The following is a 12,936-nucleotide window of genomic DNA, read 5'->3' on the forward strand; positions in this document are numbered from 1 at the left end:
TGGCCCCGAGGGTGGCACACGCGGCGGGCCTTCCGCCTGCCGGTTTAGGGTGACGGACATGGAGGATCGGGGACGAGGCTACCGGTACGTCGGGCCGGCCGAACTGCGGGCGCTGGTACGGCCGGGGAACGAGGGGCGGAGGATCCGCTCGGCGGCTGACTTCCACGACTGGGCGTCGGCGCCGACGCCGACGGAACTGGCCGAGCCCTTCACCTTCGTCGTCGACACCGCCGGTGTCCTGCGGCTGGCGCCGCGCCGCAGTGAGCACGTGGCGTGCGCCGACGGCCTGCCGGTCCTGAGCGCCGGTGAGATCGGTTTCCGCCGGGAGTCCGGTCGCTGGGCGGTCCGCGAGGTCAGCAACCAGTCGACGGGCTACTGCCCGGACCCCGGCTCGTGGCCGGCCGTCGCGGACGCGCTGGACGCGGTCGGGCTCGCGCACCCGCCCGGGTTCACCCACGAGGTGGTGTTCCGCAGGTGCCCCGCCTGCCGGGAGCTGAACATCGTGCGCGAGGAGGACTTCGTCTGCGTGTTCTGCGACGGGGCTCTGCCGCGGCAGTGGAACGTGGACGACGACGCGGCCTGAGGCAGGCCCCTCGGCCCCGTCGGCTACGGCGATTCGAGGAGGCCGAGGACCGGCTCCAGTCCGGCGGGGCGCTGGTCGACCGGCAGGTGGTCCACGAAGTGCACCGGGCAGCCGAGGGCCCGCGCGCCGCCGTCCGCGTGCCGGTCGTCGCCGACCATGAGTACGTCGGCGGGCGCCAGCCCGAGCCGGCCGCAGGCGACCCGGAAGATCTCCGGGTCGGGCTTCTGCGTGCCGAGCTCGAAGGAGAGCACGTAGGTGTCGACCAGCTCGTCCAGCCCGTGCGCGCGGAAGACCGGCCGGAGGTCCCAGCCGATGTTGCTGACCACGGCCACCGGCAGCCCCCGCCGCCGCAGTTCACGCAGCGTCGGTCCGGTGTCCGGGTAGGGCCGCCAGGCGGCGGGGCTCATGTGGCGGTCGTAGAGGGCCGTCAGCAGTTCCGGTGCCGGCAGGCCGGCCTCCCGGGCCAGTCCGCCGTAAGCGGACCGGTGCTGATCGGCGCTCATGTCCCGCTCGCGCCAGAGGGTTTCGAGGTGTGCGGGCACCTGCCGGGGCGCCGGCCCGCCCGGCAGGGCGCCGTACTCCGTCAGCCGCCGCACCGTCTCGTCGAACTCCCCCTCGGCCAGGGACACGCCCGTGGCCGTGAGGGCGGCGGCGAGCCACTCCCCTGTCGACTCGATGCGCAGCAGCGTGCCGGAGAAGTCGAACATCACTCCTTTGATCATGTGGTGATCGTAGGCCAGGGCCGACCGGGTCGGCCCGGGCCGGTGGCGGGGCGTCAGGTGGTCGGGTGCAGCCGGGACGGGGAGAGCGGGGAACCGTGCGGGTCTCCCGCCACGTCCGCGAGGGCGCTGCCCGCGAGCCAGGTCCGCCAGTCCATGTTCCAGTCGCCGAAGCCGTTGTCGAAGGGGGCCATCTTCGCCCCGCCGCTGTTGACCACTTCCACGATGTCGCCTTCGCGGACGGTGTCGAAGAACCAGGCGGCGTCCTCGGTGCTCATGCCCGTGCAGCCGTGGCTGACGTTCTCCTCGCCCTGCGCCTCGACCGACCAGGGCGCGGCGTGGATGTATTCGCCGCTCCAGGTCACGCGCGTCGCGTAGAGGACGGGCAGGTCGTAGAACTCCTTGGTGCCGGGCTGGATGCCGACGGTGTCCCCGCGCATCCGGACCTTGGGCTCCTTGCGCAGGACGACCTTGATTCCGCTGCGGGTCCGGAAGCCGGCCTTTCCGGTGGTCACGGGGATCGTCCTGATGATCCGGCCGTTGCGGCGTACGGTCATCCGGTGGGTGGCGGAGTCGGTGACGGCCTCGATCCGGTCCGCGATGGTGAACTGCACGTCGTCGGAGGGGCCTCCGTAGTGGTCCCCGAGCTCGACCCCGTCGAGACCGCTGCGCACGCGGACCACGGTGTGCGCGGGCCAGTACGTACGGGGCCGGTAGTGCAGGGTGGAGTCGTCGACCCAGTGCCAGGCTCCCTCGACGTGCGGCTCCGAGGTCACCTGCAGGGCCTGCTCCAGCCGGGCGCGGGCCGGGAGGTCGTCGGCGGGCACCGGCCGGCTGAGGGAGGCCGTCACGATCTCCCCGGCCCCGTACGTGCCGGGGCCGGGCCCGAACTCGGCCGTCAGCCTGCCGCCGTCCGCGGGCGGCGCGGTCCGGAAGGCCATGGTCACGCCGACCGGGGTTCCGCCCGCGTCCTGGGCGCCGACCTGCACGGTGTACGTCTCCCCCGCCCGCAGCGGCTCGGTGTTCAGCCAGCGCTCGCTGCGCGGGCCGAGCTCCCCGGCCAGATGGCGGCCGTGTCCGTCCTGCACGGTCACGTCCGTGAGGCGGCCGGAATCGGCGAGGGCGATCTCGAGCGGCCCGCCGGCGTCCGTGGGAAGCACCTGCTCCCGGGCGGCGCGCGCCGCGTCGCCCTCGTACAGGGCGGGCTCCTTCAGTACGGACCCCACCCCGCGGGCGGTGGCGAGCACCCGCTGCTCCTGCCAGCCGCTGCACAGTCCGGGCCGGAACATCCGTACCGCGCACCGCCCTCCGCCGGCCTCGTGGCCCTCCTTCAGCACCCTCCCGACCAGCAGCGTGACGGCTGCTTCCCGCTGCGGACCGGCGAGGGTCCGCTCCGTCGTGTCCGCATCGGGCGCCCGGCCCGGCGCTGCGGCGACGACCAGCATGGCCCCCGTCACCGCAGCAACGGCGCCCCACGCCCTGGTCGGTCGTGTCCGTCGCATTCGTGGCATAGCCGTATCAAAGCGATGGAGGGCCAAAATTATGATCATGGACTCGGCTCTGGGGCCGAACGGGCACCCCAAGAGAACTCGGACGGAGCACAACCCCTCGGCCGGCCCGACCGGTTACGGCCGTGTCGGGGCGCCGATACCCGGGTGACCCCGGACGGCCGGCCCCCGACAATGCGCCCATGCCCATTCGCGCAGCACACTTGGACGAACTGACCGCCCTCCGGGACATCGAGAGGGCCGCCGGGATCGGCTTCCGGGACATCGGCATGGCGGAGATCGCCGACGACGAGCCGTTGACGCTCGGGGAGCTCGGCCGCTACCAGCGGGCCGCAATGGCCTGGGTCTCGGTCGACGGTCCCGGTGCCGGCGCTGGCGCTGGCGCTGGCGCTGGCGCCGGGGTCCCGGTCGCGTACCTGATCGCCGATCGCGTCGACGGCAACCTCCACGTCGAGCAGGTGTCCGTACATCCGGACCGTGCGCGCCGCGGAATCGGCCGGTCCCTGCTGGAGCACCTGGCCGGCCTCGCGGCGCGCGAGGGGGTACCCGCCCTGACGCTCACCACCTTCACCGAAGTGCCGTGGAACGCCCCGTACTACGCGCGCTGCGGCTTCCGGCTGCTGGACGACGGCGGAGCTCACTCCCGGCCTGCGGGAGATCCGCGCCCGCGAGTCGGAACACGGCCTGGACCGGTGGCCCCGCGCCTGCATGCGGCGCGACCTGTGACGGCCCCGCCCTCGCGCCCGTGACCTCGCCCCCCTGCCGAGGCCGCGCGCCCTCCTTCTTCGCCGAGCGCGAACCCGCGGTCCTCCGGTGCTCCCGCTGTGCTGAAGTGGGCGGATGGAACTCTTGATACTGGGTGGGACGGCGTGGCTGGGCCGTGAGATCGCAGGGCAGGCGCTGGGGCGCGGGCACGACGTGACGTGCCTGGCGCGCGGCGAGAGCGGGAGCGTCGTGCCCGGAGCACGGCTGGTGGCGGCGGACCGGAAGCAGGACTCCGCCTACGCCGGCCTGCTCGACCGCGACTGGGACGCCGTGATCGAGGTGTCGTGGCAGCCGGCCTTCGTCCGCGGCGCGCTCCGCGCCCTGGCGGGGCGGGCCCGGCACTGGACCTACGTCTCCTCCGTCAGCGCCTACGCCGACCACGGCACGGTCGGCGCCGACGAGTCGGCCGCGCTGCTGGCCCCGGCCGACGGCCAGTACGTCGAACGGGACGAGTACGGGGAGGCGAAGGTCGCCTGCGAAGCGGCTTCGCGCGCGGCGGTCGGGGACCGGCTCGTCGTCGCCCGGGCCGGCCTGATCGGCGGACCCGGCGACCACAGCGGGCGTACGGGGTACTGGGTGGCCCGCTCCGCCCGCGAGGTGGACCAGCCCATGCTCGTACCGCACTCCCCCGGGCTGCCGACCCAGACGGTCGACGTGCGCGACCTCGCGGGCTGGCTGCTGGACCTCGCGGAGCGGGGATCCACCGGGACCTTCGACGCCGTCGGGCCGGTCGTCCCCTTCGACGAGTGGGTCGAGCTGTCGCGGCGCGTGGCCGGCCACGGCGGCCCGGTGGCGACGGCGGACCCGCAGTGGCTCCTCGATCAGGGGGTGGGGCAGTTCATGGGTCCCGAGTCGCTGGCCATGTGGATGACGGATCCGCAGTGGGCGGGCTTCTCCGCACGCAGCGGGGCCGCCGCGCGGGCGGCCGGGCTGCGCCACCGCCCGCGCGTGGAGATGCTGGAGGCCCTCCTGCGGTGGGAGCGCGCCGAGGGGCTGGACCGCTCCCGGCGGGCCGGCCTGAGCACGGCCCGCGAGCGCGAGCTGCTCACCGCGCTCGCCGACCGGCTGTCGACCACAGGTCAGTGATCTTGCAGGCACACAGTCGATCTCACCGCTCGACGGCTCGGCCCACCCACGGGCCGGGAGGCCGGACCCCGTCAGGGCGCCGGGGTGCGGGGATTGCGCAGCCAGAGCAACCATCCCGCCTCGCCGGCTGCCGCTGCGAACAGGAGGGTGATGGAGGGGGAGGTGGGTACGTTCCGCACGATGCCGGTGAGGCACACAGCGAGGACCAGAACTCCGAAAGTCCGGCACCAGCGAGTTGGCCCGGAACGGATCACCACGCGCCCAGGTACGGGGCCAGAACCGGCGGAAGGCCACAACCCCAGCCCACAGCGCCCTCCAGACCGCCACGGTGACCGGCCCCCTGGTGAAGCCGGTACCGCCGAGCAGCGAGCCGGTCACGGCGGCTTGGCGAGCACGGCCACTGCGGTGACCTCCAGAGCAACGACGCCAAGCACGGCACGGTCCGGGTCGAACGCACAGGCTGTACGCGCGTCCTGGACGGCTTCGGAGCGATAGCCGGATGCGAATCAGCGCGCGGACCCCTTCGGTTTGCGCACCACCGTCTGTGCCGGACAGCGCACGGACGGCTTGGTCCAGGCGGTGAAGCAGTCGGCACCGCCAGCCCGAGACCGACGCCGTCCGCGCCGGGTATCTGGAGGGCCGGTCCATCGCCGCCCTGGCCCGCGGACACGACGTCAGTCGCGGCGCCATCCGCACGGCCGTCGCCGACCTCATGCCCGAACACGTCGTAACAGACGCAGGCCCCCGGCCCCGGAGCTGCCGGTCGCCCTCGACATGCCGGGCAAGGTCGCCGACTTCCTCCGCGCGACCGGGCTGGACGACGCTGAGCGGGCCGCGATCGACCACGGCGTGACCGTACGACGCCGCCAGGGCTACACATCGCGCGTCAGCGCCAGACCCACCGTCCACCGCGAACTCCTCGCCCACTGCCAGCCCTTCAACGGCGCCCCGGGCACTTCGGCGATCCCGGCACAGCGCAAAGCCCGCGGCGAGTACGAGAACCACGTCAACGCCCTCCCGGCTGCCAGCCCGGGTTGAGCGGACCGAGCACCGCATCCGCCAAGATCAAGTACTGGCGGCTTTTGGGCTCACCTCGGCGCTACCCCGCACACGGTCCGGGAAACTGCCGACCGGAGTGGCCGGCAGTCGGTCGCGCCGTCAGCCTGCGGACCCTGACCGGTTGCGCCATCCCGCCTCCGCCCGCTGGCTGGAAGCGTCGTCACTTCCAACCAACACGACAAGCAACCCGGCAAAGGTTCGCGGTCACAGCACTAGCGGGCGCCCCCGCGCCACCCCCTGGGTGCCCAGGCGCCTCTGTGGCGAGGGCGTGATCGGCACTCGGCGGGACGCTGGCACCAGGTCAGCGGGGGCGTTGCGGGACCAGGCCGGCCTCGTACGCGGAGATGGCCGCCTCCACCCGGTTGCGCGCGCCCAGCTTCGCGAGCACCGCGCTGACGTGCGCCTTCACCGTGCCCTCGACCAGGTGCAGCCGGCTCGCGATCTCCGCGTTGGACAGTCCCGTCCCGAGTCCGGCCAGCACCTCGCGCTCCCGTTCCGTGAGCCGCTCCAGCGAGCGGTGAGGATGCGCTGCCCGGTGCGCGCGCAGCGCGGCGATGACTCGGCCGGCGACCCGGGGGGACAGGTAGGCACCGCCGGCTCCCACCGCCCGTACCCCGTTGAGCAGTTCCCTCGGGTCGTCCGCCTTCAGCAGGAAGCCGTCGGCGCCTTCCTCCAGGGCCCGGGTGACGTACTCGTCCTGACCGAAGGTCGTCAGCATGATCACACCGACCGCCGTCGGTTCTCGGTGGAGCCGCGCCGCTGCCGTCAGCCCGTCCAAGCCTGGCATCTGGATGTCCAACAGGACCACGTCCGGCCGGTACCGCGCGGCGAGCGCGATGGCCTCGTGCCCATCACCTGCCTCGGCGACCACCTCGACGTGCGGGTCCCTGGCGAGGATGGCCCGGATACCCGCCCGGACCATCGCCTCGTCGTCAGCCACCAGGACCCGGACCGGTCGGCTGCTCGGTGTCGTCTCTTCCACGCGGCGAGCCTACGGCCGACGCACCACCGTGCGAACGGCAAGCCCCACAGATCCGCCCCGGGTCGGGGCACACCCCCGACGAAAGGCAGGACGCCGCTGCCGTTCGGCCAATGGGCGCCGGCGCCACGGACTCCTAGCGTCGATTCCATGCGGGAAACGAGGCGGCCACACCCGGGCCAGGCCCACCACGCGTCGGTCGGTGCGCGCCACCGCCGACTCCCGCGGGCTGTATTCCGCGATCCACGACCGACATGAAGGAACTCCGTGATCACCCTCCAAGGACTTACCAAACGCTATGGCGGCACCCTCGCCGTGGACGACCTGACACTCGACGTCCAGGCCGGCCGCGTGACCGGCTTCCTCGGCCCCAACGGGGCCGGGAAGTCCACCACGATGCGCATGATCCTGGGCCTGGACCACCCCACCCGCGGGCGGGCCCTGATCGCCGGCCGGCCTTACGCGGACCTGCGACGGCCGCTGTGCGCCGTCGGCGCGATGCTCGACGCCCGGGCCGTCCACCCGGCTCGTTCCGGCCGCACGCACCTCGTCGCCCAGGCCAGGGCCAACGGCATCCCGCTGCGCCGCGTGGACGAGGTGCTGGAGACGGTGGGCCTGACCAAGGCGGCCCGCCGGCCGGCGGGCACGTACTCACTCGGCATGAGCGGGCGACTCGGGGTGGCGGGCGCCCTGCTCGGCGATCCTCCGGTACTCGTCCTGGACGAGCCGGTCAACGGCCTCGACCCGGACGGGGTGCGCTGGATCCGCCGGCTCGTCCGTGACCAGGCGGCGGAAGGACGCACCGTGTTCCTCTCCAGCCACCTGATGAGCGAGATGCAGCTGACGGCCGACCACCTCGTCGTCATCGGACGGGGCCGGCTGCTGAGCGACACCTCCATGACCGAGTTCCTCGCTGCCGCCTCTCCCGCGTCGGCGCGCGCCGTGGTGCCCGACCCCGGGGAGCGGGCGACGCTGGTCCGTCGCCTGATGACGGCTGACGGGGTGAGTGTCGAGACGTCCGCGTCCGGCGAACTCACCGTCGAGGGCCGCACCGCCGCCGAGATCGGCGACCTGGCCCACCACTGCCAGGTCCGGTTGCACCAGCTGACCGACGTCCGGGTCTCGCTGGAGCAGGCGTACATGGACCTGACCGCGCGCAGCATCGAGTACACGACGGGCGGCAGAGGCGCGGACACGACCGACGCGGGCGCGATTGACGCGGGCACGACCGACGCCGCCGCGGCGCCGAACGAAGGGGGACGACAGTGACCACGACGACGACACCCGACAGGCGGACGGCCCCGCCCCGGGCCGTGCCCGACACCCCCGGCCGGGGCACACCCGGTGGCTTCGCCGGGGCGATCGCCTCCGAATGGACCAAACTGTGGTCCGTCCGGGCCCCTTATCTCTGCCTTCTGGCGGGCCTCGCGATCACCGGCGTCTTCACCTACTACTACGCCTCGATCGCCCGCATCAACGGGCATCCGATCCAGCCCGTAGGGAACGCGGCGGCCTCCTCCGCCGTCCTTGCCCAGTTCGCCGTCGTCGTCCTGGCCACGGTCGCGGTGACCTCCGAATACTCGACGGGGAGTGTGCGGGCTTCGCTGCTGTGGGTGCCCCGGCGGCATCGGGTCCAGGCGGCGAAGGCACTGGTGGCGGCCGTGGTCGCGTTCGTCGCCGGCACCACGTTCGCCGTCGTGGGCACGGCGGTGGCCTGGGTGGCGTTCGACGGGCGTGCTTCCTTCGAGGCAGGCCCGAGCCTCCGGCAGGTCCTCGCGGTCGGTCTCTATCAGGCGTTGGTCGCCGTCCTGACCGTCGGGGTGGCGTTCGCCACGCGCCATCCGGCCGGCGCGCTCTCGATCCTCGTCACACTCCTGTGGGCACTGCCGAGCGTGCTCCTGGGGCTCGGAGGGCCGACGCTCGCGGACGTCAACGACCATCTGCCGCACGGATCCGGAGACCGCTTCATGCGCATCGGCGCCGAGGCCCCGTACGCGCCGGCGACGTCGGTCCTGATCGTGGCTGCGTGGGCCGCGACCGCGCACCTGATCGGCCTGTACGTCCTGCGCCGCCGGGACGCCTGACCCCGCGTCGGAACCCGCTCGGACGCCCTCACCGTGCCCACCCCCTCGTCGGGCGTCCGGCCCGTCCCACAGAATCGACCGGGCAAGTGAGGACATCCATCGAAAGGACAGTCGACGCGCCATGCTGCACACGCGCATACCCCCAGCCAGGTCCATGGGCGGCGACGTGGCCCTGTGGGGCGTGCTCGCAGCCGCCACCGGCTACGGGTTCAGGGAAGCGGGCGCAGCCTCGCTGGTCTGGGACCTGCTCCTCCCGTTGGCCGTCCTGGCGGCAGCCGTGCCGCTGTCCCGCCGCCGATCGGGGGCCGCGGTCGTCCTGGTCAACGGGCTGTGCGCGCTGGGCATGGCCGACTCCGCGACCCCCGCCAACGCCCACGTCCTGTCGCTGGCCGTCCTGAGTTGTCTGCTGGGCGCCCGGGTCGCCGCGGCACGGCGCCCCCTCCTGGTGCTCGCCGGGTGCCTCGCGGCCGATCTTGCGATGTGCGCGGTGCTGCGGGCGCAGTCCGTGTGGTGGTTCTACGCGTTGACCGTGCTGCCCGCCGCCCTTCTGCTGCCTTGGCTGGCCGGCCGGCACTGGCGTGGCCGACGCGAACTCGTGCGGGAGGGCTGGCGGCTGGCCCGGAGCCTGGAAGAGCGGCAACACCTGGTTGCGGAGCGGGCGCGGCTGACCGAACGCGCGGACATCGCGGCCGACATGCACGACTCCCTCGGCCACGCCTTGAGCCTGGTCGCCCTGCGCGCCGGGGCTCTGGAACTCTCCCCGGACCTCACCGACCGTGACCGCACCGACCTCGCCGATCTGCGCGGGACGATCGCGGACGCCGTGGAGCAACTGCGGGAGACCGTCGCCGTCCTGCACGACCGGCCCGGAACGGAAACGGGTGCGGGCCTGCCTGTCAACGACACCGTCGAGGACCTCCTTGGACGGGCGGTCGCCTCCGGGGTGCCGGTCCGCTGTGAGGTGCGCGGGGCGGCGCCCTCGCTGTCCCCGCTGGTCGAACGCGGGATGTACCGGGTGGTGCAGGAGGCCCTCACCAACGCCGTGAAGCACGCGCCGGACGGTGCGATCCGGGTGCGGATCACACACGAGGCGGACCTTACCCGCGTGAGCGTCGTGAACGCCGCCCCGCCGACTGACGGACCGGTGCACGCGGCCGAAGGCCCGACGGTCGGCGTCGGCCGCCGGGGCCTGACGGGGCTTCGGGAGCGGGTGGCGGTCCTCGGGGGCTCCTTGCGGACCGGCCCGTATCAGGGCGGGTTCCGCGTCACCGCCGTCCTCCCGCACCAGGCCACGTCCCGCCCGGGGACACCAGCGCCAAGACCCGGTACGACGCCCGGAATGCAGTCCTGGACCCGAGGGCGGCACACCGGGTCCGCGTTGCCGTCCGGGACCGCTCCCCACCGGGCCCCGGGCACGGACGCCGTCACACCGGAGTCCGCCAGGCGGCTCGCCTACGTACGGAGCGCCGTCCGCCGCCGCTCCGTCGCCGCCTTCGCGGCGCCCGTCGCCGCAGCCGCCTTCTTCGTGCCCGCCGCCGTCTACCTGGCCTGGCAACTGACGACGAGCGTGCTGCCGCCATCCCGGTTCGACGAGCTGACCACCGGCCGGCCGCGTGCCGAACTCGCCCCTCTGCTGCCGGCCCGCGCGTACCCCTACCCGCCCGACCACGCCCGTTCCGCACCCCGGCCGCCCGGCGCCACGTGCCAGTTCTACCGTTCCGGCCGCGACCTGTTGGACCAGGTCGACCTCTACCGGCTCTGCTGGTCCGACAACATGCTGGTGGTGAAGGACACTGTGCCCTCAAGCCGGCCCTGACCACCCGTCGGTGCGCCACAGGCGGGCGTCGCCGATGTCGGCGATCCGCGGGGAGAACCGGTAGCCGCAGATCGCGAACAGCCCGAACACGATGTCGGAGTACGAGGCGGTGTCGGTCTCCGGCTTCGGTCCGCCGTCCCGGTTGTGGAGCGCGTCCAGGATGAACAGACAGTCGCGCAGGGTACCGGGGACCACGACGCCGCCCAGGCCCATGACCTGGTCGTTGACGACGTTCAGCCAGGTCGCGCCCTTGTGTCGCAGCCCGAAGCACTTCGGGCTGTACATGGCGTGCAGCGACTGCACCGGCACTGTGAAGCGGACCCCGTCGGCGGACGCGACCAGCCCGCCGCCCCACGCGCGCACCACGTCAATGCCACGCTGGGCGTCGATCAGCATCCCGTTCGCCGCGCTGATGGTCTCCGCGCGCAGGTAGCCCCGGCCGACCGGGACCCGTCGGCCCCGGGTCAGCGCGGGCACGTTCGACTTCACCACAGGGGTCAGCCCCACGTTGCACGCCTCCGACAACAGCAGGGGCGCACATGCTCGGCTCGAATTCCCCCGCGGCGGGCGGTCGTCAGTTCTGGAGCAGGGTGTAGAGGAGCGTGATGACGGTGGTCGCGGTGACCATGGCGGTGCCGAGTGCGGGCTTGCGGTAGACGGTGTAGGTGATGCCCGCGCCGGCCAGGACGAGCAGGGCCAGGACGAGGACGGTGGTCGAGGACATGGTGAACCTCCGGACACTATAGGGAGATTTCGCTCAAAGGTGGGCAAGCGGGGCTCCTGGTGACGTGCTGTCAGGCGTTCCCCTGAACCGAGCGAGGTGATGCTCATACAGTGATGCGACCCGCGGCTGGTGGGCGACTGCGCCAGCGGTGCGGGTTTCCGTCCGGTGAGGCACCAGGGTCTGGTGCGGGGGAGGACCAGTGACACAGCAGGGGGAAAACGGGCTGCCCGACCGTGCGCAGGGGCCGGTACCGCGTGAGGAACGCGACCGCTTACGTGCCGGGTTCGGGCAGCGGGTACGTACGCTCCTGACCTTGACGGGGCTGAGCTCGCGGGAGTTCGCGCAGCTGTATCCCGTCTACAAGGACTCCACGATCCGCAAGTACGTCCTGGGCGCGAACCTGCCCCCGTGGGACTTCCTGCGCGACCTGCTCACCGAAGCTGCCCGGCGCACCGGCGACCGGCACGGGGAGCAACGGGCCCGGGAGCTGTTCGACGCCTATCGGGAACTGCTGGTCCAGCTCGGCGCGGATGTCCGCGGCAGCGACCAGAACTCCCTGCTGCTGCGCCTGCTCGATGGGGAGCGGGCCCTGAACCAGCTCGGCGTGGAGCTGTCGGGAATCCGTGACCGTGAGGACCGGCTTCGGGAGAACCTCGCCCGCCTTCAGAACGCGGCCGCCGACGGCACGGGCAGCGGTGAGGCGGCCGGGCAGCTGCGGGAGCAGGGCGAAGCGCTGGCCCGGCAGGGCGAAGTATTGGACCGGCGGCGTGTGGACCTGGTCGCGGACCTGGACCGGACCCGGTCTCATCTGATGCTGCTGGAGGCGGCCGAGGAGAGTGGTGGGGACCAGCACCACCCGGTGGTTCCGTCCCCGCCCACGATGCCGCCGCAGATCGGGCCGGCTCGCGGCGGTGGCCGCGGACGATACCGGATCGCCGGAGCGGTACTTGTCCTCGTACTCGTCCTGGGAGGGGGCCTGGCAGCAGGTATCCACTTCGGCGGGGGCAACAGCCCGGACGGTGGAGATCGGGCCGTGGCGGACAGGACGGTCTCCGCTTCCGCGCACCCCGACCCGTCGAAGGATTCCGCGCGGCCCTCGGACCCCCCCGCGGGGACACCGTCCGCCGCGCCCACGCCTGAGCAGAACACCAGGTCACTGATCGAGGACCTGGTGCCGATGGACACGTACCCGGAAGGCACCAAGCGCTCTTTCACAGCGGGTGAACTGAGCGTCAACAGCCGCGTCTACCCCAGGACCCTGTACGCGTTCGAGGCCCAGCGCACCTGGCAGCTCGACCGCAAGTACAAGACGTTCACCGCCGGCGCCGGCGTCTCCGACAGCACACCCTCCGGCGACACCATCACCTTCAGCGTCCAGATCGACGGCGCCAACGTCAAAGAGTTCACGATGCGACCCGGAGATCCGGTCAAGGAGATCACGCTCGACATCCAGGGAGCATTCCGCATCACGATCACCACACTCGAGACCTTCAGCACCCAGGAAGGCCGTGGAGCCTGGATCGACCCCGTCGTCAGCAAGTAACAACCCCCAGCGGGGCCAGGCCGGCAGGCCTCGGCTCCGCGAGAGGGTCTCCCTTCCCCGAACAGGCCAA

General features: G+C 72.7%; 10 protein-coding genes and 2 pseudogenes. 8 read left to right on the forward strand and 4 right to left on the reverse strand.

The window, feature by feature from the left end; all coding sequences use genetic code 11:
- The first annotated feature begins 58 nt into the window (after positions 1–58).
- Positions 59–583 carry a hypothetical protein gene (locus tag IF88_RS0124180; protein ID WP_030716262.1) on the forward strand — a complete coding sequence of 175 codons (525 nt, stop codon included), beginning with the start codon at positions 59–61 and terminating at the stop codon, positions 581–583.
- Between the two features lie 23 nt (positions 584–606).
- Here the strand turns inward: IF88_RS0124180 and IF88_RS0124185 are convergent, their stop codons facing one another.
- Both IF88_RS0124185 and IF88_RS0124190 read right to left on the reverse strand, forming a co-directional pair.
- Positions 607–1,305: an HAD family hydrolase gene (locus IF88_RS0124185; RefSeq protein WP_030716265.1), complete on the reverse strand. Its 699-nt coding sequence runs from the start codon at positions 1,303–1,305 to the stop codon at positions 607–609.
- A gap of 53 nt (positions 1,306–1,358) precedes the next feature.
- Positions 1,359–2,759 (reverse strand): L,D-transpeptidase, encoded by a 1,401-nt coding sequence (locus IF88_RS0124190; protein ID WP_234323677.1) that lies wholly within the window; start codon positions 2,757–2,759, stop codon positions 1,359–1,361.
- A gap of 233 nt (positions 2,760–2,992) precedes the next feature.
- Here IF88_RS0124190 and IF88_RS40755 point away from each other — a divergent pair.
- The 3 genes and pseudogenes from IF88_RS40755 to IF88_RS48180 all read left to right on the forward strand — a co-directional run bounded on the left by IF88_RS40755 (position 2,993) and on the right by IF88_RS48180 (position 5,699).
- Positions 2,993–3,536: pseudogene (locus tag IF88_RS40755) on the forward strand (GNAT family N-acetyltransferase).
- Positions 3,537–3,650: 114 nt separating this feature from the next.
- A complete protein-coding gene (locus tag IF88_RS0124200; RefSeq protein WP_030716271.1) occupies positions 3,651–4,661 on the forward strand; it encodes an NAD-dependent epimerase/dehydratase family protein in 1,011 nt (336 codons plus the stop codon).
- A 774-nt stretch (positions 4,662–5,435) separates the two neighbouring features.
- Complete coding sequence (locus IF88_RS48180; RefSeq protein ID WP_234323678.1) at positions 5,436–5,699, forward strand: hypothetical protein; 264 nt, start codon at positions 5,436–5,438, stop codon at positions 5,697–5,699.
- Between the two features lie 322 nt (positions 5,700–6,021).
- On the opposite strand, the gene IF88_RS0124215 is transcribed toward IF88_RS48180, so the two are convergent.
- Positions 6,022–6,702, reverse strand: a complete 681-nt coding sequence (locus IF88_RS0124215; protein ID WP_037806829.1) for a response regulator — start codon at positions 6,700–6,702, stop codon at positions 6,022–6,024.
- A gap of 264 nt (positions 6,703–6,966) precedes the next feature.
- On the opposite strand from IF88_RS0124215, the gene IF88_RS0124220 reads away from it, so the two are divergent.
- From IF88_RS0124220 to IF88_RS0124230, 3 genes are all read left to right on the forward strand, one after another.
- Positions 6,967–7,968, forward strand: a complete 1,002-nt coding sequence (locus IF88_RS0124220; RefSeq protein WP_051837467.1) for an ATP-binding cassette domain-containing protein — start codon at positions 6,967–6,969, stop codon at positions 7,966–7,968.
- Positions 7,965–8,783, forward strand: coding sequence for an ABC transporter permease (locus tag IF88_RS0124225; RefSeq protein WP_030716282.1), 819 nt, complete (start codon positions 7,965–7,967; stop codon positions 8,781–8,783). Before IF88_RS0124220 ends, IF88_RS0124225 begins: the two co-directional genes overlap by 4 nt.
- Before the next feature lie 121 nt (positions 8,784–8,904).
- Entirely contained in the window at positions 8,905–10,599 is a 1,695-nt protein-coding gene (locus IF88_RS0124230) for a sensor histidine kinase (protein ID WP_234323679.1), read from the forward strand.
- On the opposite strand, the pseudogene IF88_RS49630 reads toward IF88_RS0124230, so the two are convergent.
- Positions 10,588–11,430: pseudogene (locus tag IF88_RS49630) on the reverse strand (Tn3 family transposase); the annotation flags it as partial. The gene IF88_RS0124230 and the pseudogene IF88_RS49630 overlap by 12 nt on opposite strands.
- A 206-nt stretch (positions 11,431–11,636) precedes the next feature.
- On the opposite strand from IF88_RS49630, the gene IF88_RS0124245 reads away from it, so the two are divergent.
- Positions 11,637–12,866, forward strand: a complete 1,230-nt coding sequence (locus IF88_RS0124245; RefSeq protein WP_158754542.1) for an NPCBM/NEW2 domain-containing protein — start codon at positions 11,637–11,639, stop codon at positions 12,864–12,866.
- Positions 12,867–12,936 lie beyond the last annotated feature (70 nt).

The organism is Streptomyces sp. NRRL F-2580 (genome assembly GCF_000720115.1).
Classification (GTDB): domain Bacteria; phylum Actinomycetota; class Actinomycetes; order Streptomycetales; family Streptomycetaceae; genus Streptomyces.

Bases quoted from the DNA above. Each gene is read 5' to 3' on its own strand.
- IF88_RS0124180 (WP_030716262.1), top strand. From the start codon at position 59: ATGGAGGATCGGGGACGAGGCTACCGGTACGTCGGGCCGGCCGAACTG.
- IF88_RS0124185 (WP_030716265.1), bottom strand. From the start codon at position 1,305: ATGATCAAAGGAGTGATGTTCGACTTCTCCGGCACGCTGCTGCGCATC.
- IF88_RS0124200 (WP_030716271.1), top strand. From the start codon at position 3,651: ATGGAACTCTTGATACTGGGTGGGACGGCGTGGCTGGGCCGTGAGATC.
- IF88_RS48180 (WP_234323678.1), top strand. From the start codon at position 5,436: ATGCCGGGCAAGGTCGCCGACTTCCTCCGCGCGACCGGGCTGGACGAC.
- IF88_RS0124230 (WP_234323679.1), top strand. From the start codon at position 8,905: ATGCTGCACACGCGCATACCCCCAGCCAGGTCCATGGGCGGCGACGTG.